The 24,393-nt window shown below is 66.6% G+C and carries 18 protein-coding genes; 12 read left to right on the forward strand and 6 right to left on the reverse strand.

Annotation, left to right across the window (positions count from 1 at the left end; all coding sequences use genetic code 11):
- Positions 1–28 precede the first annotated feature (28 nt).
- Positions 29–526, reverse strand: a complete 498-nt coding sequence (locus FHW83_RS00860) for a gluconokinase (RefSeq protein ID WP_229223962.1) — start codon at positions 524–526, stop codon at positions 29–31.
- Between the two features lie 320 nt (positions 527–846).
- Here FHW83_RS00860 and FHW83_RS00865 point away from each other — a divergent pair, with 320 nt between their 5' ends.
- On the forward strand, positions 847–2,130 hold the full coding sequence (locus tag FHW83_RS00865) for an MFS transporter (RefSeq protein ID WP_176644491.1): 1,284 nt from the start codon (positions 847–849) through the stop codon (positions 2,128–2,130).
- A gap of 171 nt (positions 2,131–2,301) precedes the next feature.
- On the opposite strand, the gene ligK is transcribed toward FHW83_RS00865, so the two are convergent.
- From ligK to FHW83_RS00880, 3 genes are read right to left on the reverse strand one after another with little or no spacing between them, the layout of a single operon-like run.
- Positions 2,302–2,985, reverse strand: coding sequence for a 4-carboxy-4-hydroxy-2-oxoadipate aldolase/oxaloacetate decarboxylase (gene ligK / locus FHW83_RS00870; protein ID WP_176644943.1), 684 nt, complete (start codon positions 2,983–2,985; stop codon positions 2,302–2,304).
- An 11-nt stretch (positions 2,986–2,996) separates the two neighbouring features.
- Positions 2,997–4,022 carry an amidohydrolase family protein gene (locus FHW83_RS00875; protein WP_176644492.1) on the reverse strand — a complete coding sequence of 342 codons (1,026 nt, stop codon included), beginning with the start codon at positions 4,020–4,022 and terminating at the stop codon, positions 2,997–2,999.
- A gap of 11 nt (positions 4,023–4,033) precedes the next feature.
- Positions 4,034–5,146, reverse strand: coding sequence for a 4-oxalomesaconate tautomerase (locus FHW83_RS00880; RefSeq protein ID WP_176644493.1), 1,113 nt, complete (start codon positions 5,144–5,146; stop codon positions 4,034–4,036).
- 118 nt (positions 5,147–5,264) lie between these two features.
- Between FHW83_RS00880 and FHW83_RS00885 the strand changes: the two genes are divergently transcribed.
- From FHW83_RS00885 to FHW83_RS00900, 4 genes are all read left to right on the forward strand, one after another.
- The gene (locus FHW83_RS00885; RefSeq protein ID WP_176644494.1) at positions 5,265–6,470 is read left to right on the forward strand and encodes a LysR family transcriptional regulator; all 1,206 of its coding nucleotides are present in this window, start codon (positions 5,265–5,267) and stop codon (positions 6,468–6,470) included.
- Positions 6,471–6,601: 131 nt separating this feature from the next.
- The gene (locus tag FHW83_RS00890) at positions 6,602–7,936 is read left to right on the forward strand and encodes an aromatic acid/H+ symport family MFS transporter (RefSeq protein WP_176644495.1); all 1,335 of its coding nucleotides are present in this window, start codon (positions 6,602–6,604) and stop codon (positions 7,934–7,936) included.
- Positions 7,937–7,948: 12 nt separating this feature from the next.
- Positions 7,949–9,232: a gallate dioxygenase gene (locus tag FHW83_RS00895; RefSeq protein ID WP_176644496.1), complete on the forward strand. Its 1,284-nt coding sequence runs from the start codon at positions 7,949–7,951 to the stop codon at positions 9,230–9,232.
- Positions 9,233–9,252: 20 nt separating this feature from the next.
- Positions 9,253–10,338: a porin gene (locus FHW83_RS00900; protein ID WP_176644497.1), complete on the forward strand. Its 1,086-nt coding sequence runs from the start codon at positions 9,253–9,255 to the stop codon at positions 10,336–10,338.
- A gap of 3 nt (positions 10,339–10,341) precedes the next feature.
- On the opposite strand, the gene FHW83_RS00905 is transcribed toward FHW83_RS00900, so the two are convergent.
- On the reverse strand, positions 10,342–11,046 hold the full coding sequence (locus tag FHW83_RS00905; protein WP_229223963.1) for a siderophore-interacting protein: 705 nt from the start codon (positions 11,044–11,046) through the stop codon (positions 10,342–10,344).
- A 32-nt stretch (positions 11,047–11,078) separates the two neighbouring features.
- On the opposite strand from FHW83_RS00905, the gene FHW83_RS00910 reads away from it, so the two are divergent.
- Entirely contained in the window at positions 11,079–11,531 is a 453-nt protein-coding gene (locus tag FHW83_RS00910; protein ID WP_176644499.1) for a MarR family winged helix-turn-helix transcriptional regulator, read from the forward strand.
- Between the two features lie 83 nt (positions 11,532–11,614).
- Here FHW83_RS00910 and FHW83_RS00915 read toward each other — a convergent pair whose 3' ends face one another.
- Complete coding sequence (locus tag FHW83_RS00915) at positions 11,615–13,375, reverse strand: glycoside hydrolase family 2 protein (RefSeq protein ID WP_176644500.1); 1,761 nt, start codon at positions 13,373–13,375, stop codon at positions 11,615–11,617.
- A 243-nt stretch (positions 13,376–13,618) separates the two neighbouring features.
- On the opposite strand from FHW83_RS00915, the gene FHW83_RS00920 reads away from it, so the two are divergent.
- From FHW83_RS00920 to cphA, 6 genes are all read left to right on the forward strand, one after another.
- Complete coding sequence (locus tag FHW83_RS00920) at positions 13,619–17,422, forward strand: NAD(P)-binding protein (protein ID WP_176644501.1); 3,804 nt, start codon at positions 13,619–13,621, stop codon at positions 17,420–17,422.
- A gap of 123 nt (positions 17,423–17,545) precedes the next feature.
- On the forward strand, positions 17,546–18,469 hold the full coding sequence (locus FHW83_RS00925; RefSeq protein WP_176644502.1) for a manganese catalase family protein: 924 nt from the start codon (positions 17,546–17,548) through the stop codon (positions 18,467–18,469).
- A 6-nt stretch (positions 18,470–18,475) separates the two neighbouring features.
- Entirely contained in the window at positions 18,476–19,396 is a 921-nt protein-coding gene (locus FHW83_RS00930) for a ZIP family metal transporter (RefSeq protein WP_176644503.1), read from the forward strand.
- 110 nt (positions 19,397–19,506) lie between these two features.
- A complete protein-coding gene (locus tag FHW83_RS00935; RefSeq protein ID WP_176644504.1) occupies positions 19,507–20,904 on the forward strand; it encodes an iron-containing redox enzyme family protein in 1,398 nt (465 codons plus the stop codon).
- 5 nt (positions 20,905–20,909) lie between these two features.
- On the forward strand, positions 20,910–21,752 hold the full coding sequence (locus FHW83_RS00940) for a cyanophycinase (RefSeq protein ID WP_229223964.1): 843 nt from the start codon (positions 20,910–20,912) through the stop codon (positions 21,750–21,752).
- Positions 21,739–24,390, forward strand: coding sequence for a cyanophycin synthetase (gene cphA / locus FHW83_RS00945; RefSeq protein ID WP_176644505.1), 2,652 nt, complete (start codon positions 21,739–21,741; stop codon positions 24,388–24,390). The genes FHW83_RS00940 and cphA overlap by 14 nt, the downstream gene beginning before the upstream one ends.
- Positions 24,391–24,393: the final 3 nt, after the last annotated feature.

Below are 24,393 nucleotides of genomic sequence, written 5' to 3' on the forward strand. Positions count from 1 at the left end.
GTTATTGTGATTGCTTTGTGATTACTGCTTACTGCTCCGCCCTGATCCGGATGACCAGATCGTCGGGCGGTGTTTCGATATCCAGCGTGATGCCCGCCTCGTCGCCTTGCAGCGGTTCCAGGTCGTGGAACTGGCTGTCCAGCAGTGAGGGCGGCATATAGTGGCCGACGCGCGCCCGCATGCGCGCCTCGATCAGCGCTTTCGGTCCATTCAGGTGGGCGAAGCGCAGCGCCGGGTCGCCCTGGCGCAGCAGGTCGCGGTAGCGGCGCTTGAGCGAGGAGCAGGAGATCACCAGCCCCTCGCCGCGCTCGCGGGCGGCGCTGATTTGCGCCTGCAGGGCCAGCAGCCAGTCGGCGCGGTCCTCATCGTTGAGCGGTACGCCGGCCGACATCTTGGCCACGTTGGCAGGCGGGTGAAACTGGTCGCCCTCGACGAACGGCGCGCCGTTCGCGGCCGCCAGCGCCTGTCCGACCGTGCTCTTGCCGCAACCGCTGACGCCCATGACCACCCAACGGATACTCTGCATCCAATGCCTCCAAGATTAGTTAGCGCTAACATTCCCACTCGAAAGAAACAGGCACCAAAGAACAGCACCTATCAAATCAAAACGGGGGAAGATTCGCAGCACTAAGATAGCGTTATCATTTACATCGACTTTAGCCTACCGTAGAAATTTGTAAAGACATATCCGTGCTGCGCCGCAATATATCCAAACCATGAAACCGCCGGCCCGGCCCTTGCCAACTCCCGGTTGCGGCGGCGCAACATAAACCGCTGCACAAAAGCCACACTTCGGGTGCTATGCTACGTCTGCCCTCACTTGATCAACCCAACAAGAACAACACAATGCACAACAACGAGACCATCCGTCCGCTGACGGGCCAGGACTACAAAACCCTGTCGCTGGCCGCACTGGGCGGCGCCCTTGAGTTCTACGACTTCATCATCTTCGTCTTCTTTGCCAACGCCATCGGACAATTGTTCTTCCCGGCCGAAATGCCGGACTGGCTGCGCACCCTGCAGACCTTCGGCATCTTCGCGGCCGGCTACGTGGTGCGTCCGCTGGGCGGCATCGTCATGGCGCACTTTGGCGACCTGCTGGGGCGCAAGCGCATGTTCACGTTATCGATCCTCATGATGGCCGTGCCGACGCTGGCCATCGGCCTGCTGCCCACCTACGCCAGCATCGGTCTCGCGGCGCCGCTGCTGCTATTGTTGATGCGGGTGTTCCAGGGCGCGGCGGTGGGTGGCGAAGTGCCGGGCGCGTGGGTGTTCGTATCCGAGCACGTACCGGCGCGCCACACCGGCTACGCCTGCGGCGTGCTGACGGCCGGCCTGACCTTCGGCATCCTGCTTGGATCGCTGGTGGCGACGGGCCTGAACACCGCCTACAAACCGGACGAAGTACTGGCCGGCGCATGGCGCATCCCCTTCCTGCTGGGCGGCGTATTCGGGCTGGGCGCGATGTACCTGCGCCGCTGGCTGCATGAAACGCCGGTGTTTGCCGAAATGGCGCAGCGCAAAGCGCTGGCGGCCGAGATGCCACTGAAAGCCGTGCTGCGCAGCCATCGCGGCGCGGTGACGGTATCGATGCTGCTGACGTGGATGCTGTCGGCCGGCATCGTGGTGGTGATCCTGATGACGCCGGCCCTGCTGCAAAAGGTCTACCACATCGACGCGCGCACCTCGCTGGTGGCGAACACCGTGGCGACGCTGGGACTGGCGCTGGGCTGCGTGGTGTATGGCGTGCTGGCCGACAAGCTAGGTGCCAAGCCGGTGTTGTTCGTCGGCGCGCTGCTGCTGGCGATCTGCACCTACGTGTTCTACACCACGCTGCGGGCGCAGCCGGAACTGCTGTTGCCGCTGTATGGCGTGACCGGCTTCTGCGTCGGCGTGGTGGGCGCGGTGCCGTGCGTGCTGGTGCAAGCGTTTCCGGCGCAGGTGCGGTTCTCTGGCTTATCGTTCTCCTACAACCTATCCTACGCCATCTTCGGCGGCCTGACGCCGGTGGTGGTGACGCTGATGCTGAAGAGCGACCCGCTGGGCCCGGCGTGGTACGTGATCGGCGTCTGCGCGATCGGCATGCTGACCGCCCTCTTCATCCGCCCCGCAATTCGGGGTCAGCTCTGACATTCGGACACGCAGCACTCATCATTGATAGAGATCAAAATGCTTTATCAAAAATTGCTGTTCAAATGTGCGAAGCAATTAACAGCGCAGTTTTAAGATTTTCAGATCTGATATTGATACGCCTCAAACGTAGTGCTTGCGTGTCCGAATGTCAGAGCTGACCCCGATGTTTTAGTCGATGTATTTGAGGCCGGCCTGTTCCAGCGGGCCGCGCATGTGGTACATGTCCAGACCCAGCACGCCCGCCGCCAGTTTGGCGCGTTTCTCGCCTTCGAGGTCTTCGCGCTTTTGCGCGACGGCGGCCACGCGGGCAACATCAGCGGCAGGCACGATGACTACGCCGTCATCGTCGGCTATCACGGCGTCGCCCGGGTTGACCAGGGCGCCGGCGCACAGCACCGGGATGTTCACGGAGCCCAGCGTGGCTTTGATGGTGCCCTTGGCGCTGATGTTTTTGCTCCATACCGGGAAGCCCATCTCGGTCAGGAAGCGCACGTCGCGCACGCCGGCGTCGATGATTAGCGCTTTCGCGCCGCGTGCCTTGAAGCTGGTGGCCAGCAGGTCGCCGAAATAGCCGTCGCTGCATTCGGCGGTAATCGCCGCCACCACGATGTCGCCCGGCTGGATCTGTTCCGCCACCACGTGCATCATCCAATTGTCGCCCGGGTGCAGCAGCACGGTGACGGCGGTGCCGGCCGCCTGCGCGCCGGCGTAGATTGGACGCATGTACGGCTTGAGCAAACCAACACGCCCGATCGCTTCGTGCACGGTGGCGCTGCCGAATCGGCCCAGGTGCTCGACGTGCTCACGCTCTGCACGCACGATGTTGCGCTTGACGATGCCCAGTTGGTTGATCAGTGGTGTGGTCATAAGCCTTTCTCCTTCAGTACGCGGTCCAGGCGTGGGAAGACGCGACGCGCGTTGCGTTCAAAAATGTCGGCGCGGTCGTCGGCGCTCAGGTCGGCCGCTTCGATGTAGCGCTTGGTGTCGTCGTAGTAGTTGCCGGTTTCCGGATCGATGCCGCGCACCGCGCCGATCATTTCGGAGGCGAACAACACGTTCTTCACCGGCATGACCTTGGTCAGCAGGTCAATCCCCGGCTGGTGATAGACGCAGGTGTCGAAGTAGATGTTGTTCAGCAGGTGCTCGCTCAGCGGCGGTTTTTTCATTTCCTGCGCCAGCCCTCGGAATCGTCCCCAGTGGTAGGGCACGGCGCCGCCGCCATGCGGGATCAGGAATTTCAGCGTCGGGAAGTCCTTGAACAAGTCGCTGGTCAGGCATTGCATGAAGGCGGTGGTGTCGGCGTTCAGGTAGTGCGCGCCGGTGGTGTGGAAGCATGCGTTGCAGCTGGTGCTGACGTGGATCATGGCGGGGATGTCGTGCTCCACCATTTTTTCGTAGATCGGATACCACGAGCAATCCGACAGCGGCGGCGCGCTCCAGTGGCCGCCCGATGGATCGGGATTCAGGTTGATGCCGACCATGCCGTATTCCTTGACGCACTTCTCCAGCTCAGGGATGCAGGTGGTGGGATCCACGCCCGGCGATTGCGGCAGCATGGCGGCGCCGATGAAGTTATCCGGGAACAGCTGCGCCACGCGCGCGCACAGTTCGTTGCAGATCGCGGCCCAGGTGGCGCTGGTGTTGAAATCGCCAATGTGGTGGGCCATGAAGCTGGCGCGTGGCGAGAAGATGGTCAGGTCGGAGCCTCGCTCTTTCATCAGGCGCAGCTGGTTGGTTTCGATGGAGTCGCGCAGTTCGTCGTCGCTGATTTTCAGATCGGCGGTTTTCGGCCCGAGTTCGGGCGTGTTCAGGTTGGCGATTTGTTTGTTGCGCCATTCCTCCAGCGCTTTAGGCGCGGTGGTGTAGTGGCCATGGCAGTCGATGATCATGGATGGTCCTTTTAGAGATGGGCGGGAACGAGGACTTCGCCGCGCATGATGGGGCGGGCGGTGCGCAGCAGCGCGGCGCGCACGACTTGCCCGGATTGGTCGGTCTCCAGTTCGACGCTGAATTCGCCGCTGGGATGTTCAATCGAGAGTGTCTGGCAAGCCTGGTCCTTGGTGCTGGCGATGCCGCCGGCGATGGAACCCGGCAGCACGCACGCCGTGGCCACCGTCACCGCCGCCAGTACGCCGATGGAGTCGTGGCAGACGTGCGGGATGAAGCAGCGCGTGCTCACCGCCCCGCCGTCCCTCGGTGGCGCGAGCAGGCACATTTTCGGGTAGTTCTTTTGGGCGACGTCGCCAAGGCCCATCAGCGGGCCGGCCGCCAGGCGCAGTGCCTCAAGCCGGGCACGCAGGGCGTCGTTAGCCGTCAGTTCGGCGGCGCTCTCGTAGCCGGTGATGCCGAAGGCGGACGCGCGCACCAGCACCATCGGCATGCCGTTGTCGATCAGCGTGGCGTCGACCGCGAACGGCGCGGCGGCGGCATCGACGTTGATGCGGTCCAGCGCGCGGCCGGTTGGCAATAGCGACGGACACACGGAACCTGCGGTGTCGAGGAAGTTGATGCTGATCGGCGCCGCCGTTCCCGGTACACCGTCTATGCGCGCGCCGCCAGCGTATTGCAACTGGCCGTGCGGCGTTGGCATGGTGACGTCGCACTGCATGCTGGTATTCAGCGTCAGGATGCGCGCGGTGGTGACGCCCTCCGCGATCGGCAGCAGCCCGCGCTCCAGTGCGAACGGCAGCACCGCCGCCAGCATGTTGCCGCAATTGGGTGTGACATCCACGGTGTCGCTATCCGGCTGCAATTGGGCGAACAAAAAGTCCAGGTCCACGCCCGGCGTCGCGCTGCGGCGGACGATGCCCACCTTGCTGGTCAGCGGATGCGCGCCGCCCAGGCCATCGATCTGGCGCGGATCGGGCGAGCCCATGGCCGCGAGCAGCACCCGATTGCGCGCGGCCGTGTCCACCGGCAGGTCGGACTCCAGAAAGAAAGGACCACGCGATGTACCACCGCGCATCAACATGCAAGGCACGGCGCGCTGGTCGGAGGCTGGATAGTGGCTCATGGTGACGGATTGTTAAGAAGTGTGAAGCCACAAGTATCCGTTCCGGCTACATTCGCGTGGTTGCGTTGTGGGCCCTGATTTGTTCTAATCTGCTTATTGCGGCCCACTTCACCTGCTTATGTTCCTGGTCAGCCTGCGTCACCTTCATGCGTTTAACGCCGTCGCCGCCAGCGGCGGCATCCGACGCTCCTCGGAAAGCCTGTACCGCGCCTCCTCCGCCGTGGCGCGTTCGGTCGCCGCGTTGGAAGAGAGCCTGGACGCCCAGCTGTTCGAGCGCAAGGGACGCGGGATGCTGTTGACCGCCGCCGGCGACGTGGTGCGCAAGCGCGCCGACCGCATCGAGGCCGAGCTGCACGCGGTGCGCGAGGAGGCCGTGCGCCTGCGAGACCGCAATGGCGCCAAGGTCGGCGGCATCGAGGCGCTGCTCAATGAGCGCAGGCTGCAAGCGGCATCACTGCTGGCGGAAGTGCATCACATGCCAAGCGTGGCGCATGCGATGGGCGTGTCGCAATCGGCCGTAAGCCAGGCCATCGCCCGGCTGGAGGATATGTTGGGACAACCGCTGTTCCTGCGCACCGCGCACGGCATGGTGCCCACCGACGCGGGCCGACGCTGGACCGAATCTTTCGACCGTGTGCTGGCCGAGCTGCGCCACATACCCGAAGATATCGCCGCGCTGGCCGGCGTGGTGCTGGGTGTGGTGACCATCGGCGCGCTGCCGCTGGCGCGTTCGCAGTTACTGCCTGTGGCTATTTCGTCAGTGTTGAAACGCCACCCACGACTGCAAATCCGTTCGCTGGAGAGTCCTTACGAAGAGCTGACCGCCAGCCTGCTGAGCGGCCGGATCGATTTTATCGTCGGCGCACAGCGCGCCGGTGGCGGCGATGCGTTCGAGTCACGTTCGCTGTTCGAGGACAAGGCGGCGCTGGTGGCGCGCGCCGGTCATCCGCTCAGCAAGCGCGCCCGGCTCACGCTGGACGATCTGGCCGGTTTTCCTTGGTGTTTATCGCGCAGCGGCACGCCTTTGCGGGAATCGTTGGTGCAGTTCTTTGAACGCCAGGGCAAGCAGGCGCCCTCGCCCGCCGTGGAAACCGGCGATCTGGCGCTGCTGCGCGGCCTGCTGCTGTCGAGCGATATGCTGACGGTGTTATCGGCGCATCAACTGCATCACGAGGTACGCACCGGCCAGCTGGTGGTGCTGCCGTTTGACATGCCGGGAATGGAACGAAGCATCGGCGTCACCACTCGCAAGAATGCCCATCTTTCCCCCGGCGCCTACGCGCTGCTCGCGGAAATCGAGGCGATAAGCCATAACTGGCGATAAGCAGATTGAAACGGTTCAGCAAGCAATAGCAATACTCTCCCTCCTGTCCAAACGTACACTGGTGAAGCGGTGGCAGTGACTGCCGCCTTTACATCACTTTACACAAAGCCAAAACCAAGACAGGAGACTTAATGAATATCGGACAAACGCTCGACGTCCGGGCGCACATCAACAGCCGCAAAATGAGCGGCTACCAATGGCTGCTGCTCGCCCTCTGTTTCCTGATCGTCGCCACCGACGGCATGGACGTGGCCATCATGGGCTTCCTCGCGCCGGCCATCACCAAGGAATGGGGCATCTCGCGCGCCGCCTTCGGCGTTGTGATGAGCGCCGCGCCGATCGGCCTGGCCATCGGCGCGATCCTGGTCGGCCCGATGTCGGACCGCTTCGGCCGCAAGAAGCTGCTGATGACCTCCGTCGCCTGGTTCGGCGCCTTCAGCGTGTTGAGCGCCTTCGCCAACGACGTCACCACGTTGTCGCTGCTGCGTTTCCTGACCGGCCTCGGTCTCGGCGCGGCGATGCCCAACACCACCACCCTGCTGTCGGAATACGTGCCTGAGCGTTCGCGCTCGACGCTGATCGCCATCATGTTCACCGGCTTTAATCTCGGCTCGGCGCTGGTCGGCTTTGGTGCGGCCGCGCTGCTGCCCGATTACGGCTGGCGCGCGGTGCTGATCGCCGGCGGCGCGATTCCGCTGGCCTGCCTGCCGGTCTACCTGCTGCTGGTGCCGGAGTCGGTGCGCTTCCTGGTGGTGCGCAAGTTCCCGGCCGAGCGTGTCGGCCGCACGCTGCGCCGCGTGGTCGGCGGCGAGGTGCCCGCCAACGCCCAATTCACCATCAGCGAGCCGCAGGTCACAGGTTCGCAGCCGGGCAAGGTACTGTTGTCGGCTGCTTATCGCGGCACCACGCTGTCGCTGTGGGGCACTTACTTCATGGGGCTTCTCGTGATTTACCTGCTGAGCGGCTGGCTGCCGACCATGATCAAGGATGCCGGCCTGCCGATCGAACGCGCCGCCAACATCACCGCGCTGTTCCAATTGGGCGGCACCGTGGGCGCACTGCTGGTAGGGTACTTCATGGACCGCATCGCGCCAAACAAGGTGATCTCGCTGGCCTACGTCGGCGGCGCGGCGTTCATCCTGTGCCTGTCCGCAGGCAGCGTGGAATCCTCGCTGTTCCAGCTGTTCGTGCTGCTGGCGGGCTTCTGCATGAGCGGCGCCCAGACCGGCCTGAATGCCTACGCGCCGTCGTGCTACCCGACCGTGGTGCGCGCCACTGGCGTCAGCTGGATGCAGGGCATGGGCCGTTTCGGCAGCATTTTCGGCTCCTTCGCCGGCGGCGTACTGCTGTCGATGGGCTGGGGCTTCAGCGCGGTGATCGCCATCCTGGCGGGACCGGCCACGCTGGCGGCCATCTTCATCATCATGAACAAGCTCGGTCAACGCGCGGCCGCAGTGAAAGCTTAAACAGGAACCATCATGGCCAACATCATCGGCGCCATCGCCTCTTCCCACACTCCGACCATCGGCTTCGCGCTGGACGCCAACAAGCAGCAGGACGCCGCGTGGGCGCCCATCTTCAAGGCTTACGAGCCTGTGCAACAATGGCTGGCGGAGAAAAAGCCCGACGTCATGCTGGTGACCTACAACGATCACGTGACTTCGTTCTTCTTCGACCATTACTCGGCTTTCTCGCTGGGGATCGGCGAGCGCTACCAGCCAGCTGATGAAGGCGGCGGCGCGCGCAAGCTGCCCCCCGTCGCCGGCCATGCCGGCCTGGCGCGCCACATCGGCCAGTCGCTGATGGCGGACGAATTCGACATGTCCTTCTTCCAGGACAAAGGCCTGGACCACGGCTGCTTCTCGCCGCTCTCCATCCTGTGGCCGCATGAGCAGGAATGGCCGGGCAAGATCGTGCCGCTGCAAATCGGTGTGCTGCAATTCCCGGTGCCGTCGGCGCGCCGCTGCTACAAGCTGGGCCAGGGACTGCGCCGCGCCATCGAAAGCTATCCTGAGGACCTTAACGTGGTGCTGGTCGCCACCGGCGGCCTGTCGCACCAGGTGCACGGAGAGCGCGCGGGTTTCAACAACACGCCATGGGACCATCAGTTCCTCGACCTGTTCGAGAACGATCCTGAAACGCTGCTCAACATGACTCACGCCGACTTCGCCCGCCTCGGCGGATGGGAAAGCGCCGAAGTGGTGATGTGGATGGCCATGCGCGGCGCCATGTCGGACCAGCTCAATTGCGTCCACCGCGAGTACTACCTGCCGTCGATGACCGGCATCGCCGTGGCGCTGTACGAAAACGCCGCATCGGCCGACAAGTCGCTTAACGCGGCGGCCATCGAAGCCCATCGCGCCCACATCGGCCACCAGACCAGGGGCGTGGAAGATTTACCGGGCACCTACCCGTTCACGCTGGAGACCAGCGTGCGCGCCTACCGCATCAACAAATACCTGCACCAGCTGGTGAAGCCGGAGTTCCGCGCGCAATTCCGGGAGACGCCGGAAGCGACCTATGACGCGGCCGGCCTCACGCCGCAAGAGCGCGACCTGATCACGCGGCGCGACTGGCGCGGCATGATCCAGTACGGCGTGATCTTCTTCCTGCTGGAGAAGCTGGGCGCGGTGGTTGGCGTATCCAACCTGCACATCTACGCCGCCATGCGCGGGCAGTCGCTGGAAGACTTCCAGAAGACCCGCAACGCGCCGGGCGCGCTGTACTCGGTCGGCTCCAGCGCCGCCTGGGACAAAAAATAAACACAAACGAGGAGACCAAAATGCAGAAAACCATCTATGCCGCCATGGCGGCAGCCCTGACCGTGGGCGCGGCACAGGCACAGAGCAATGTCACCATGTACGGCATCATCGACGCCGCCGTGGAGACCTACACCAACGCCGACGCGGCCGGCAACAGCGTGACCCGCATGCCCAGCCTGGGCGGCGGCATGTTCCCTTCGCGCCTCGGCTTCCGCGGCACGGAAGATCTGGGCGACGGCCTGAAAGCCATCTTCCAGCTGGAGAACGGCTTCGCGCCGGACACCGGCACGCAAGGCCAGAACCGCCTGTTCGGCCGCCAGGCCTGGGTGGGCCTGCAAGGCAAATGGGGCCAGCTGACGTTTGGCCGCAACTACAACATGCTGAATATCTCGACCTATGACGTGGACATCATCGGCCCTTCACAGTACGGCCTCGGGTCGCTGGATTCCTTCATTCCGAATGGGCGCAGCGACAACTCCATCGCCTATCGCGGCACCTTCAGCGGCGTGACCGTCGGCGGCACCTACAGCCTGGGCCGCGACACCTCGACCGCCGGCGGTCCGGCCGGCACCAGCTGCGCCGGCGAAAGCGCGGCCGACGCCACCGCCTGCCGCGAGTGGTCCGCCCTGCTGCGCTACGACGGCAACGGCTACTCGCTGATCAGCGCCTATGACCGCATCTACGGCGGCGCCGGCGCGGCCAATGGCTTGAACAGCAGCGCCAAGACCGACAGCCGCGCCCACGTCGCCGCCTTCATCAAACAGAATGACTGGAAGCTTGGCCTGGGCCTCATTACCCGCAACAACGAGGGTTCGGCCACCCAGCCACGCAGCAACCTGGTCTACCTCGGCGCGGCCTACAACGTGACGCCGTTCTTCACCATCGACGGCCAGATCGCCAAACTAGATTACCGCGCGACCAACAACGATACCTCGCAGTTCCTGATACGCGGCGTGTACAACCTGTCCAAGCGCAGCGCGTGGTACGTGGCAGCGGGCCGCATCAGCAACGACGGCACGGCGGCGCTGGCGCTCAGCGCCGGCGGCTCGGTCGGCGCCGGCATGAACCAGACTGGCCTCATCACCGGCATCAAGCATTCCTTCTGATCTTTACAGATCCTCGTGGTGGCCGGAAGCGCCCTGCTTCCAGTACGCCGAGATACGGGCCGCCTCGCGCGGGTGGCCCTTGTCCACAAACACCGCGTCGCGCACCTGCGCGGCCACCGACGCTTCCCCCGCGAACCAGAAGAAGCCTTCGCCCGGCGGCAGTTGCAGCGCGCGGATGGCTTGCAGCAGCGTCGCGCTGTCGACATAGCGCTCCAGTTGCACCTGCGCGGCGCTGTCGAACGTCAGCGCCGCCGCTTCCTCGCCGCACACCAGCACCTGCACCCTGGCGTCCGCCGGCAGTTCCTCCAGGCGGCGGCGGATGGCTGGCAATGCGGTCGCGTCGCCGGCCAGTACGTGCCACTCGTAGTCCATCGGGATGATCATCGAGCCGCGCGGGCCGCCGAACACGGCGATCTGCCCCGGCGCCGCCTGGCGCGCCCAATCCGAAGCCGCGCCGGTGGCGTGCAGCGCGAATTCCACCACCAGTTCGCGCGCGTCGTTGCGGTAGCTGCGCGGGGTGAAGTCGCGCCGCTCCTCCTCGCTGATCAGGAATTTCACATGGTCGTCGTAGGAAGCCGAGACGAAATCGTGTAAGGTCTCGCCTTTGAATGTTACGCTGACGTAGTTCGGAGCCAGATGCCGCACCTTCACCACTTCCAGTTCTCGCCGTTTGAGTTCGTGTCGTACACGTTGAATGCGATTTGCCATCATCTGCTCCTTAGTTGATAATGTCACCTATTATGACCAAACAAGTTAATAAAGTCAACCAATCGGAGCAGGTGTTCGACGCCATCCATTCGATCATGCATTTGTACCGGGCGCGCCAGCTGCGCGGCTTGCGCGATACGCCGCATGAGTTGACCCACATGGAGTACAAGGCGCTGGGCTTTTTTGCCCGTCATCCGGGAGCGACGCAGGGGGATCTGGTGGCGCACTCGGGGCGCGACAAGGCGCAGCTGGCGCGCTTGCTGAAAGGCTTGCGCGACAAGCAGTTGCTGGATGCGGAGGCCGACGAGAACGACCGCCGCATCACGCGTCTCAAGCTCAGTGACGAGGGCCGGCGCATTTTCAACAGCCTGCACGATCTGGGCGTGCAGGCTTCCAGCGCGGCGGTGACGGGCATGAGCGCGGAACAGCTGGCGCAATTGCAGGCGCTGTTGCAGCAGATACGCCAGAACCTTGAAACGGATTAGCGTCATCGTCATTCCGGCGAAGGCCGGAATCCATACATACTCAGCATGGATTCCGGCTTTCGCCGGAATGACGAGGGTGCTTGCTACAGGGGCACGTTGCGCGTGGCGGCGCTGATCTGCTCCAGCGGCACCTTGGGCGAGCGGTCGGCGTTCAGCAGGCCGTTGGTCTCCTGGAAGGTGTCGGCGAACTGCGTGTAGCAGAAGCCGCTGAACATCACCGTCTCGTTCACAACGTGCAGCAAGGCGCGGTAGCGCTCCAGATAGGTGGCCGCGTCGCCTGCGCGCGAGTAACCCCAGGTATGCCCTTCCGGCGCGTTCGGATCGTAGGCGATGCCGCCAAACTCGGTCAGCACAATCGGCTGGCCCCGATGCGGGAACCCATCCAGCGTCAATATACGGCCGCCCGGACGGCGCTGATCGAACAGCTGCCGCACCGGATCGTTGACCGCATAGCGCGCACCCAGCTTTTCCGGGTCGCCGTCATAATCGTGAATGCCGAGGATGTCGGTGGCCGACGCTTCCCAGCCATCATTGCCGATCACCGGCCGCGTGCCATCGAGCATGCGCGTCAGGTGGTACAAGGCCTCCACCGCGTTGCGGTGCGCCTGCGTCGAGGTCAGGTTGGGCACGCCCCAGGACTCATTGAACGGCACCCACACGATCACGCACGGGTGACTGTAATCGCGCTCAATCACCTCGGTCCACTCCTTGACCAGCCGCGTCATCGAGCGCGCGCCGAAGGCATAGGCCGACGGCATCTCGCCCCACACCAGCAAGCCCAGCCGGTCGGCCCAGTACAGGTAGCGCGGGTCCTCCACCTTCTGGTGCTTGCGCACGCCGTTGAAGCCCATGGCCTTGGCCAGTTCGACGTCGCGCCGCAGCGCGTCGTCGGAAGGCGCGGTCATCAGCGACTCCTCCCAGTATCCCTGGTCCAGCACCAGCCGCAGGTGATACGGCCGGCCGTTCAGCATGAAGCGGTCGCGGTTGATCGCCACCGAGCGCAGCGCGGTGTACGAGCGCACCACGTCCACCACCTCGTCGCCGTGGTACAGCGTCAGCTCGGCGTCCAGCAGCGTCGGCCGCTCCGGGCTCCACAGCAGGTCGTTGCGCGAATCGTCGATGCCGGGGTCGGACAGCACGATCTTGCGGTTGGCCTCCTGCCCCACCAGCAGGTAGCGGTCGGCCGCCAGCAGCACGCCGTTGTGCAGCAGCCGCACCTGCACCGACAACTGCTGGTCGATGTCGCCACCGGCCAGCACCTCGCAGCCGATCTCGAAGTTGTCGAACATCGGCGTCCAGCGCAGCGAGCGGATGTAGGTGCTCGGCAGAGGCTCCAGCCACACGGTCTGCCAGATGCCGGTGGTGCGCGGATACCAGATCGAGTGCGGCTCCAGCTGCCAGTCCTGCTTGCCGCGCGGCTTGGCCAGGTCGCTCGGGTCGTCCTCGGCGCGCAGCACCAGCGTCTGCTCGCCCCCCTCCACCAGCGCGTCGGTGATGTCGGCGCGGAACGGCGTGTGGCCGCCCTCGTGCTCGGCCACCAGCACGCCGTTGACCCACACCTGCGCGCGGTAGTCGACCGCGCCGAAGTGCAGCATGGTGCGGGCGCTGCGCTGGTCCAGCGTGAACACGCGGCGATACCAGCACACGCTGTGGAAGCCCTGGTCGCCAATGCCGCTCAGCTCGCACTCGGGCGCGAACGGCACCTCGATGCGGCGGTCCCAGGCGATGTCGTCGCCGGGATTGCGGTAGCGGCGCGCGTCGTCGTAGGTGAAATCCCAGCTGCCGTTGAGACACTGCCATGCGTCGCGCTGCAATTGCGGACGCGGGTATTCGAACTGACTCATCCTTCACCCCATGCTCGGAATCGGTAGTGCGTGCATCGTAACAACGATTAGCACAAACGGCCGGCATCATGCAATTCCGCGCGGAAAAGTGTGGCGCAAAAACCGTCTTGCTTAACAGTATTGGACACGAAGAACACTGTGAACATTGCTAGCATGGTTTAACAGTTCCGGTCGGCATCGTCATCGCGCGCCAGCGAGCCCGACCATAAGAATCCAGCGGCGCGCATCACCTGGAGCGACCTCATGTCGTCGAATTGCGCGCCGTTCGCCAGCTACTGGCAAGCCGGATACGAAGGGGCGGACCACGTCAACCACGCGGGGCGCCCGCAGGATATGAACCTGGTCACCGGCCACCTGGACCAGGCCGACGGCGACTATGCCCTGCTGCGGCCGTTCGGCATCCGCACGGTGCGCGAATCGGCCGGCTGGCGGCTGTGCGAACGCGACGGTCAATTCGATTTCAGCATCCTCGATAGCCGCCTGCAAGCCGCCGCAAAACATGGCCTGCAGGTGTGCTGGACCTTCTGCCACTACGGCTGGCCGGACGACGTCGACATCTACGGCGAAGAATTTGTGCCCCGCTTCGTGCGCTACTGCACCGAACTGGCGAAATATTTATCGCCGCACGTCGGACCGGCGCCGATCTACTCGCCGATCAACGAAATCTCGTTCCAGAGCTGGGGCCTGTCGGTGCATATGTTCCGCTGCAAGAACATGCACGACCCGCGCGCCGGCGAGGCAGGCAAGCGCCAGTTGGTGCGCGCCAGCATCGCCGCGATCGACGCCATCCGCGCCATCACGCCTGGCGCCCGCTTCCTGCAATGCGACCCGCTGATCCACGTGATCGCCCCGCCCGACCGCCCCGACTGGCGCGAGCAGGCGGCTGGCTGGCGCGCCTCGCAGTTCGACGCCTGGGACATGCTGTGCGGCCGCCGCGAGCCCGAACTGGGCGGCGATCCGCGCTATCTCGACCTCATCGGCGGCAACGTCTACCACAGCAACCAGTGGGAGAGCGGCACCAATCTGCGCCTGTGGTGGCACCTGGACGACCCGCGCCGGCTGCCGCTCAACCAGGCCCTGATCGAACTGCAGCGGCGCTACGAGCGGCCGCTGCTGCTGGCCGAGACCAGCCACGTCGGCAGCGGCCGCGGCGTCTGGATCCGCCAGATGGCCGAGCAGGCCGCGCTGGCGGTGCAGCACGGCGCCGACGTGCGCGGCGTCTGCCTGTACCCGGCCATCGACCGTCCCGACTGGGACAACCCCGACCACTGGCACCGCAGCGGCCTGTGGGACGTTGACCTGCACAGCACGCCGCCGCTGGCGCGGCTGCCGGTGCCGGCCTATGCCACCGCGCTGCACCAGGCGATCCGCCTGACCGACCATTTGTGTCCATCACCAACCACTAACAGCCCGCACGGGCAAAGGGAGAGCGCTATGCAAACCATGATTGTTTTCTGTCACCTGCGGTGGGACTTCGTCTATCAACGCCCACAGCACCTGCTGTCGCGCCTGGCCCAACACTACCGCATCCTGTTCGTCGAGGAGCCGGTGTTCGACGAAGGCCCGGCCTTCATGAAGACCTCGACCCCGGCGCCCAACATCACCGTGTGCCAGCCGCACACGCCGGTGCAGGCGCCCGGCTTCCACGACGACCAGATCCCGCTGCTGCAGCCGCTGCTGGCCCAGCTGCCCGGCTATAACGAGCAGCCGCTGGTGTGGTTCTACACGCCGATGGCGCTGCCGCTGCTGCCGCCCCACGCCGGACTGGTGATCTACGATTGCATGGACGAGCTGTCGGCCTTCAAGAACCCGCCCAAGCAGCTGCTGCAGCGCGAGACCGCCCTGCTCAAGCGCGCCGACCTGGTGTTCACCGGCGGCCCCAGCCTGTACGAGGCCAAGCGCAGCCGCCACGACAACACCCACTGCTTCGCCAGCAGCGTCGACGCGGTGCACTTCCACCAGGCGCTGGACCGCAGCAACGGCCATCCGCTGCACGGCGACATCCCGCACCCGCGGCTGGGCTACTACGGCGTGATCGACGAGCGCTTCGACGCCGGCCTGATCGCCGCCATGGCCGACGCCCATCCGGAATGGCAACTGGTGCTGGTGGGGCCGATCGTCAAGATCGACCCGGCCTCGCTGCCGCAGCGCCAGAACATCCACTACCTCGGCCAGCAGTCCTACCAGGTGCTGCCGCAGTTCCTGGCCGGCTGGGACGTGTGCCTGCTGCCGTTCGCGCTCAATGAGGCGACCCGCTACATCAGCCCGACCAAGGTGCTGGAGTACATGGCGGCCGAGCTGCCCTCGGTCAGCACCGCCATCACCGACGTCGAGCGGCCGTATGGCGACATCGTCGCCATCGGCCACGACCACGCGGAGTTCATCGCCCACTGCGAGGCCGCGCTGGCGCTCGACGCGCGCCAGCGCGACGAGCTGGCGCGGCGCATGCGCGCGGTGGTCGAGCGCACCTCGTGGGAACACACGGCCGAGCAGATGCACGCGCTCATGCGGCGCACGCCGCCGGGCGCTGGCGCCACGGCCACACCGCCGGGCGCCGCGGCCGGCGTGACTGGCGTGGCCGGCATGACTGGCGCGGCCGGTGGCGCCGCGCCGGCGGCCAGCATCAACGCCAAGCGCGCCGCGCCGGTCGGCTGCGTGATCATCGGCGGTGGCCCGACCGGCCTGTCGGCGGCCTACCACCTGGGCGCCGACACCGTGCTGCTGGAGCGCCACGCGACGGTCGGCGGCTGGTGCCGCTCGATCAAGGACAAGGGCTTCACCTTCGACTACGCCGGCCACATCATGTTCTCCAACGACCCGTACGTGCTCAAGCTGTATGACATCCTGCTCGGCGACAACCAGCATTGGCAGATGCGCGAGGCCTGGGTGTACAGCAAGCAGGTCTACACGCGCTACCCGTTCCAGGGCGCGCTGTACGGCCTGCCGCCGGCGGTCATCAAGGAGTGCATCGTCGGCGCCATCGAGTCACGCTACGGCCTGGCGGGCGGGGCGCCGCGCTGCGACAGCGAGGCGGTCGAGGATTGCTGCGCCGACGGCACCGCCGATGTCGCCAACAGCGACGCCGGCAGCGCCGTGGCGCAGACCGAGAACTTCGAGAACTTCATCTACCGCGTGTGGGGCGCCGGCATCGCCAGGCATTTCGCCATCCCCTACAACAAGAAGATCTGGACCGTGCCGCTGAAGGACATGGAAACCTCGTGGCTGGGCGGGCGCGTGCCGCTGCCGGACCTGGGCCAGATCATCGAGGGCGCGCTGGAGCCGGTGGCCAAGCCGATGGGGCCGAACGCCCGCTTCGGCTACCCGCTGCGCGGCGGCTTCCAGGCGCTGATGAACGGTTTCCTGCCGCACATCCGCGGCAAGATCGAGCTGGACGCCAACGTGGTGCAGGTGCTGCCGCAGGAGCACACGGTGGTGCTGGCCGACGGCCGCCGCCTGCCCTACGGCAAGCTGATCAGCACGATGCCGCTGCCGCAGCTGGTGCAGCGCTGCGGCGACGCGGTGCCGGAGGCGGTGCGCAAGGCCGCGCAAGGCTTGCGCCACGTGTCTATCCGCTGCGTCAACATCGGCGTCAACCGCGCCGGCATCACCGACAAGCACTGGATCTACTACCCCGAGGACAGCATCTTCCACCGCATCTTCGTGCAGGGCAACGCCAGCCCGGAATGCAACGCCCCCGGCGGCTTCGGCTTCACCTGCGAGATCTCGTACTCGCCGTGGAAGCCGCTGCCGGTGGACGGCGAGGAGCTGATCCAGCGCTGCATCGCCGATTGCATCAAGGTCGGCTTCATCCGCGCGGATGACGAGGTGGTGGTGGCCAACCAGGTCGACATGCCGTACGCCTACGTGGTGTACGACCACGCGCGCGCGCACAACGTCGCCACCGTGCGCGAGTGGATGGAGCGGCACGACATCGTGCTGGCCGGCCGCTACAGCGAGTGGGAGTACTACAACTCCGACCACGCCTTCCTGGCCGGGAAAAAGGCCGCCGAGCGGGTGCGCGACGCCAAGGCGGTAAAAGCTGGTTAAGCCCATCCATAAATGGCGGTTGTTCGATGCCGGTGCTGTCTTACAGCGCGTCAGCACCGGCGCCGATACGCAAGCCGCATCACGCCGCCTAAGATGGACCTTCAACCACCAAGGAGGATCGCCATGTTCGCTCATAACAAACGTCTGCAGTACACCGTGCGCGTCAGTGAAACCAACCCCGGCCTGGCCAACCTGATGCTGGAACAGTTCGGCGGCCCGCAGGGCGAACTGGCGGCGGCCTGCCGTTACTTCACGCAGGCGCTGGCCGAGGACGACCCGGGCCGCAAGGACATGCTGTTCGACATCGCCACCGAGGAGCTCAGCCACCTGGAGGTGATCGGCAACATCGTGGTCATGCTGAACAAGGGCGCCAAGGGCCGGCTGGCCGAGGGTGTGGACGAGGAAGGCGAACTGTATCGCGCCATCACCGGCGCCGGCAACGACAGCCACGTGACCCAGGTGCTGTATGGCGCCGGCGCGCCGCTGGTCAATTCGGCCGGGGTGCCGTGGACCGCCGCCTACATCGACACCATCGGCGAGCCGACCGCCGACCTGCGCTCCAACATCGCGGCCGAGGCGCGCGCCAAGATCGTCTACGAGCGCCTGATCAATCTCACCGACGACCCCGGCGTGAAGGAGGCGCTGGGCTTCCTGATGACGCGCGAGATCGCCCACCAGAAGTCGTTCGAGAAGGCGCTGTACGCGATCCAGCCCAACTTCCCGCCGGGGAAAATGCAGGGCCGGCCGGAGTTCAGCAGCGTCTACTTCGACATGTCGCAGGGCGGGCCCGAGGTGCGCGGCTCGTGGAACGACGGCCAGAAGTGGGACACCGTGAGCGACCGCGAGCAGCAGTTCGCGGTCGATGGCGGCGACGGCTCGGCCAGCGTGGCGCTCGACAACGAGGAGGAGGCGCTGCTCAACCAGATGGCCGCGCGCACCATGTCCGATCCCGAGGCCGATCCGCTGACCGGCGCCGAGCTGGGCGAGGCGCTCAGCGAGCTGGACGCCATCGAGGGCCAGGGCGGCAGCGCCAGCCTGACGCGGTAAGCGCCCATGCACAGCCCTCCGCTGCGGCAGCCGCCGGCCAACTGGCGCACCTGGCTGTCGCGCCGTCGCGGCCGGGTGCTGGCCGGCGCCGCCATCGCGCTGGCCGGCCTGCTGCTGTTGCTGCGCGATGGCGCGCTGCTGCTGGCCGACCTGCCGCCACCGGCGCGCATGGCGCTGGTGGGCGGCTGCTGGGCCGCCGCCGCCACCGCCGCCGGCACCCTGCCGATCCTGCTGTCGCACAACTTCTCGCAACGCAGCTATGACGCCGCGCTCGGGCTGGGCGGCGGCATCATGCTGGCCGCCACCTCGTTCTCGCTGGTGCTGCCGGCGCTGGCCGCCAGCCGCGCGGGCGGCGCCGGCGCCATCGACGCCAGCCTGACCGTCGGCGGCGGCATCCTGCTGGGCATGGCGCTGGTGATGCTGCTCGGCCATCTGGTGCAGTCGGACCGGGTGCTGCAGGACGCCAACGCGCGCGCGCCACAGGCCATGACGCGCGCCTGGCTGTTCGTGGCGGCGGTCGCCATCCACAACCTGCCGGAGGGCGTGGCGATCGGCGTCGGCTACGGCGGGGTCGACGCCGCCAAGGCCCACACGCTGGCCACCGGCATCGCCATCCAGGACATCCCGGAGGGCCTGGTGGTGGCGCTGGCGCTGCGCGCGGTCGGCTACGGCCGCGCGTTCTCGGCGCTGCTGGGCGCCGTCTCCGGCCTGGTCGAGCCGCTGGGCGCGGTGGCCGGCGCGCTGCTGATCGAGGCCAGCACCGCCTTCCTGCCCTGGGGCCTGGCCGGCGCGGCCGGCGCCATGCTGTACGTGATCTGCCACGACGTGGTGCCGGAGGCGCAGCGCCACGGCCACTGCAACACCGCCGCCGGCTCGCTGGTGGTCGGCTTCATCGTCATGATGGTGCTCGATACCGCGCTTTCCTGACATTTCCTGTCGGCCTTATCTTACGCCCACACAAGAGTAGCACCTATGCAAGGGCGGACTGGCGCCGTTGATAATTTTATCCACGACAACCAGCCTTCGACAGGATTTCCATGCTACAGCTAGCACTCGCCGTCCCCGCGGCCGCCACCGGCGCCGCCGGGATCTACCACGCGCTGCACGCCGGCCCGCCGGACGCCGCCACCCTGGACAGCGCGCGCGGCTTCCTGGCGCAGCGCCTGCAGGCGGCGCGCCAATTGCGCCACGACCTGCCGGCCAGCCCGGCGCAGCTGGCGTCGTGGTCGGCCGGCCGGGCGTTCACGGTCGGCATCGAATACCAGGCCTACCTGCAGGCCCGCCGCGAAGGCGCGCCGCGCCGCTACTTCGGCAACCAGTCGCACGCGCTGTACTTCCTGCGCCATGTGGCGCCGACCAAGCTGGTCGACGGCGCCTGGCTGTACGGCCTGCTGGCGCGTTGGGACGATCCCGACTTCCGCTCGCTGATCCAGACCTACCTCGAGGAGCTGGGCGACGGCGTGCCGGAAAAGAACCACGTGCTGCTGTACAAGAAGCTGCTGGCCGCCCACGACTGCGACGACTGGCAACAGCTGCCCGACACCTATTTCGAGCAGGGCGCGATCCAGCTGGCGCTGGCCTATGACGCCGAGCGCTACCTGCCCGAGATCATCGGCTACAACCTCGGCTACGAGCAATTGCCGTTGCACCTGCTGATCACCGCCTACGAGCTCAACGAGCTGGGCATCGATCCCTACTATTTCACGCTGCACGTCACGGTCGACAACGGCAGCACCGGCCACGCCCACAAGGCGGTGCAGGCGCTGCTGCAGCTGCTGTCGCGCTTTGGCGACCACCCGGCCACCTGGCAGCGCATTCAGGACGGCTACCGCCTCAACGACCTGGGCGCCTGCACCACCTCGGTGATCGAAGGCTTCGACCTGCAGGCCGAGCTGGTCGACATTCTGGCGGCCAAGAGCCACACCGGCTGCAATATGCACTCCGACTATTGCCGCCTGGCCGGGCGCAGCATCAACGAATGGCTGAGCGACGCCGCGCAGATCCCCGACATGCTGACCGAACTGGAGAACGCCGGCTGGATCCAGCGCGGCCAGGCGCCCGAGCACAGCCGCTTCTGGCGCCTGATCCAGAGCGAGCGCGCCGAGATGTTCGGCGTGTTCAACGCCTATGAACAGCAGGTGCTGCGCGACTGGATCGTCAGCCCGGCGCGCGTGCCCAGCTACCGCGCGCGCCAGCGCACGCTCGACACGCTGGGCCTGCACCACGCGCGGCGCCAGGGCGGGCCGCGCGGCATCGTGCGCCACCACGGCGCCGACGACGACACCAACCCGCTGCGCCGGCTGGAGCAGCAGATCGCCACCCTGGGCAGCAAGCAGGCCGCCATGCAGCTGCTGCAAGGGCTGATGACGCCGGCCCAGCATCACCGTCCGCTGGGCCTGATGGCCACGCGGATGTATCGCCAACTTATCGATTGAAGACCATGAACGAAACCGGAAGTTTGATGATTATCGGCGGCGGTGAGGACAAGACCGACGCCAAGGATATCCTGCAGAAATTCATCGCGCTGGCGGGCGGGCCGCAACAGCCCATCGTCGTCATCACCGCCGCCAGCAAGGTGCCCAACGACGTATGGGAAATGTACCGCGCGGCCTTCGAGGCGCTGGAGGCGAGCCACGTCAGCCATGTGCGCATCAACCATCGCGGCGAGGCCGAGGACGAGGGCCTGGCGCAGCGCATCGCGCACGCGCGCGGCATCTTCATGACCGGCGGCGACCAGAAACGGCTGGTCACCTTCATCGGCGGCACGCGGCTGGAACAGGCCATGCGCGGCGCCTATGAAAATGGCGCCTGCATCGCCGGCACCAGCGCCGGCGCCTCCGGCATGTGCACCCACATGCTGGCCGAGGGCAAGGCCGAGCTGGCGCCGGAAAAAGGCGCGGCGCGGCTGGGCGCTGGGCTGGGCTTCGTCACCCGCGTCATCATCGACCAGCACTTTTCCGAGCGCCACCGCATCAACCGCCTGCTCAGCGCAATCGCCCAGAGTCCATTCCTGCTGGGCGCCGGCATCGACGAGGACACCGCGCTGATCGTGCATGGCGACGGCGTCGAGGTGGCCGGCCAGGGCAGCGTGACCGTGGTCGATTGCCGCCACGCGCGCAGCAACGTGGCCGACATCGCGGCCGGCGCCGTGCCGCACATGCTGGACGTGCGCCTGCACCTGCTGCCATCGGGCTGCCGCTTCACCAGCGCCGACCAGGAAGGCGCGCTGGCCGACTTCATCACCTATTTAACCGACAGGACTTCAGAGCATGATCATCGTTAAACAACACGTGTTACGCGGACCGAATTTGTATTCCAACCAGCCTTGCCTGCTGACCGTGATCGACCTGCAGTCGATGCAAGAGCGCGACAGCGCCACCATTGAAGGCTTCACCCCGCGCCTGCTCGAGCTGCTGCCGTCGCTGTACGACCACCGCTGCTCGGTGGGCCAGTATGGCGGCTTCGTGCAAGCCTTGCAGCATGGCGCCAACCTCGCGCACGTGGTGGAACACGTGACGATCGCGCTGCAATGCCTGGCCGGCACGCCGACCTACCTAGGCCGCACGCACGCGGTCAGCGACGCGCCGGGGCAGTACCGCGTGGTGTGCTCGTTTGAGCTGGAGCAGGTGGCGGTCGAGGCGTGCGAGCTGGCGCTATCGCTGGTGCACGGCCTGGCCAGCGGCGCCGCCGGCCTGCCCGAGCTGCTGGAGGACGGCGTGACGCGCCTGCGGGAGACCGCCGAGCGGCACGCCATCGGCACCAGCACCGGCGCCATCCTGCGCGCGGCCGCGCGGCGCGGCATTCCCTATCACCGCCTGACCGAGGAGGCCAACCTGTTCCTGCTGGGCTGGGGCGCGCAGCAAAAACGCCTTCAGGCGACCATCACCGGCGACACCGGCCACATCGCGGTCGGCATCGCCTCCGACAAGCAGCTGACCAAGGCGCTGCTACAGGAAGCCGGCGTGCCGGTGCCCGAAGGCGTCAGCGTGCGCACGCTGGAACAGGCGCAACGCGCGGCGCGCGAACTCGGTGGCCTGGTGACTGTGAAGCCGCTGGATGGCAACCATGGTCGCGGCGTCACCACCCGCTGCGGCACGCCGGAGGAGGTGCAACTCGCGTTCGAACGCGCGCGCGAGCATGGCCGCACCATCATCGTCGAGCGCTACATCCCGGGCGACGATTACCGCATCCTGGTGGCCGGCGAGCGCGTGGTGGCGGCGGCGTTGCGCCGCCCCGCCGCCGTGGTGGGCGATGGTGTGTCGACCGTGCGCCAGCTGGTGGAGCAGGAAAACCGCAACCCGGCGCGCGGCGAGGGCCATACCAACATCCTGACCCGCATCCCGCTCGACGGCCACGCCGAGACCACATTGGCCGCGCAGGGCCTGGACTTCGACAGCGTGCCGGCGCGGGGCCGGCGGGTGCTCATGCGCGGCAATGCCAACCTGTCCAGCGGCGGTACGGCGGAAGACGTGACCGGCCGCCTGCCGCCGTCCACCGTGTCGATGTGCGTGCGCGCCGCGCACAAGATAGGGCTGGACGTGGCGGGCATCGACCTGGTGTGCGCCGACATCACGCAAACCCTGGATGGCCGCAACGGCGCCGTGATCGAGATCAACGCGGCGCCCGGCATCCGCATGCATGAATACCCGAGCGCCGGCGTGCCGCGCGACGCCGGCGCGGCGATCGTCGATTCGATGTTCGGCCAGCAGGACGGCCGCATCCCGGTGGTCGCCATCACCGGCACCAACGGCAAGACCACCACCACGCTGATGATCGACCACGTGCTGCGCCAGGCCGGCATCGTGACCGGCTGCACCACCAGCGAGGGGGTGTTCCTCAACGGCGAGGAGATCAAGCGCGGCGACTGCAGCGGCTACTGGTCGGCGCGCACCGTGCTGTCGGCGCCCGAAGTCGAATTCGCGGTGCTGGAGACGGCGCGCGGTGGCATCCTCAAGCGCGGCCTGGCGTTCGACCGCTGCGACGTGTCGGTGCTGCTCAATGTCACCGAGGACCATCTCGGCATGGACGGCGTCGACACGCTGGAGCAGCTGGCGGCGGTGAAGGCGGTGGTGGCGCAGGCGGCGTCCAACGCCGTGGTGCTGAACGCGGAGGACGCGCTTTGCCGCGACATCGGCGAACGGCTGGACAGCGCGGTGGAGCGCATCTACTTCAGCTGCGACGCCGATCACCCGGCATTGCGGCGGCACCTGGCCAGCGGCGGCCGCGCGACGTGGCTGCAGGATGGCGCCTTGATGGCGTCGGACGGCGGCGACCGGCCGGTGCGCCTGCTGGCGGCGGCTGACATGCCGTCCACCATGGGCGGCTGCGCGCGCCACAACATCGCCAACGGCCTGGCGGCGGCGGCGGCGCTGATGGCCTGCGACGTCGGCAACGGCGCCATCGCGTCCGGCCTGCGCAGCTTTGTCTCGGACGCGCGCCACAATCCGGTGCGTGGCAACCTGTATGACGTCAACGGCGTGCAGGTCATCGTCGACTTTGCCCACAACCCTGCGGCCTTCGCGGCGCTGGCCAGCACCGCCCGCGCCATGACGCAAGGCCGCACGGTGGCGGTGGTGACCTCGCCCGGCGACCGCCGCGAGCGCGACTTCCAACAGGTCGGCGGCATCTGCGGCGCCGGGTTCGACATGGTGGTGTTCTACGAATGGGACAGCGAGCACCGTGGCCGCGCGCCCGGCGAACGGGCCGCCATGATGCTGGCGGCGGCCAACGCGGCGCGAGGCGGCGAGGCCGGCGCCGTGCTGGAGGCGGAACCGGCGCAGGCGCTGCGTCTGGGCCTGTCGCACTGCCGTCCCGGCGATGTGCTGGTCTACGCCTGCGGCGCCTCGGTGTCGGAACTGGTGGAGGCGCTGCGTCCGATGGACCCGGTCAGCGCCGCGCGCATCGACGCGACGCTGGTGTAACGA

The sequence above is a fragment of the Duganella sp. SG902 genome, assembly GCF_013376005.1.
Lineage (GTDB): Bacteria > Pseudomonadota > Gammaproteobacteria > Burkholderiales > Burkholderiaceae_D > Rugamonas.

Coding starts and splice junctions, on each gene's coding strand:
- FHW83_RS00910 (WP_176644499.1), top strand. CDS start 11,079: ATGACCAAACAAGTTAATAAAGTCAACCAATCGGAGCAGGTGTTCGAC.
- FHW83_RS00895 (WP_176644496.1), top strand. CDS start 7,949: ATGGCCAACATCATCGGCGCCATCGCCTCTTCCCACACTCCGACCATC.
- FHW83_RS00880 (WP_176644493.1), bottom strand. CDS start 5,146: ATGAGCCACTATCCAGCCTCCGACCAGCGCGCCGTGCCTTGCATGTTG.
- FHW83_RS00930 (WP_176644503.1), top strand. CDS start 18,476: ATGCACAGCCCTCCGCTGCGGCAGCCGCCGGCCAACTGGCGCACCTGG.
- FHW83_RS00940 (WP_229223964.1), top strand. CDS start 20,910: ATGAACGAAACCGGAAGTTTGATGATTATCGGCGGCGGTGAGGACAAG.
- FHW83_RS00915 (WP_176644500.1), bottom strand. CDS start 13,375: ATGAGTCAGTTCGAATACCCGCGTCCGCAATTGCAGCGCGACGCATGG.
- cphA (WP_176644505.1), top strand. CDS start 21,739: ATGATCATCGTTAAACAACACGTGTTACGCGGACCGAATTTGTATTCC.
- FHW83_RS00935 (WP_176644504.1), top strand. CDS start 19,507: ATGCTACAGCTAGCACTCGCCGTCCCCGCGGCCGCCACCGGCGCCGCC.
- FHW83_RS00920 (WP_176644501.1), top strand. CDS start 13,619: ATGTCGTCGAATTGCGCGCCGTTCGCCAGCTACTGGCAAGCCGGATAC.
- FHW83_RS00885 (WP_176644494.1), top strand. CDS start 5,265: ATGTTCCTGGTCAGCCTGCGTCACCTTCATGCGTTTAACGCCGTCGCC.
- FHW83_RS00865 (WP_176644491.1), top strand. CDS start 847: ATGCACAACAACGAGACCATCCGTCCGCTGACGGGCCAGGACTACAAA.
- FHW83_RS00925 (WP_176644502.1), top strand. CDS start 17,546: ATGTTCGCTCATAACAAACGTCTGCAGTACACCGTGCGCGTCAGTGAA.
- FHW83_RS00905 (WP_229223963.1), bottom strand. CDS start 11,046: ATGGCAAATCGCATTCAACGTGTACGACACGAACTCAAACGGCGAGAA.
- FHW83_RS00900 (WP_176644497.1), top strand. CDS start 9,253: ATGCAGAAAACCATCTATGCCGCCATGGCGGCAGCCCTGACCGTGGGC.
- FHW83_RS00875 (WP_176644492.1), bottom strand. CDS start 4,022: ATGATCATCGACTGCCATGGCCACTACACCACCGCGCCTAAAGCGCTG.
- FHW83_RS00860 (WP_229223962.1), bottom strand. CDS start 526: ATGCAGAGTATCCGTTGGGTGGTCATGGGCGTCAGCGGTTGCGGCAAG.
- FHW83_RS00890 (WP_176644495.1), top strand. CDS start 6,602: ATGAATATCGGACAAACGCTCGACGTCCGGGCGCACATCAACAGCCGC.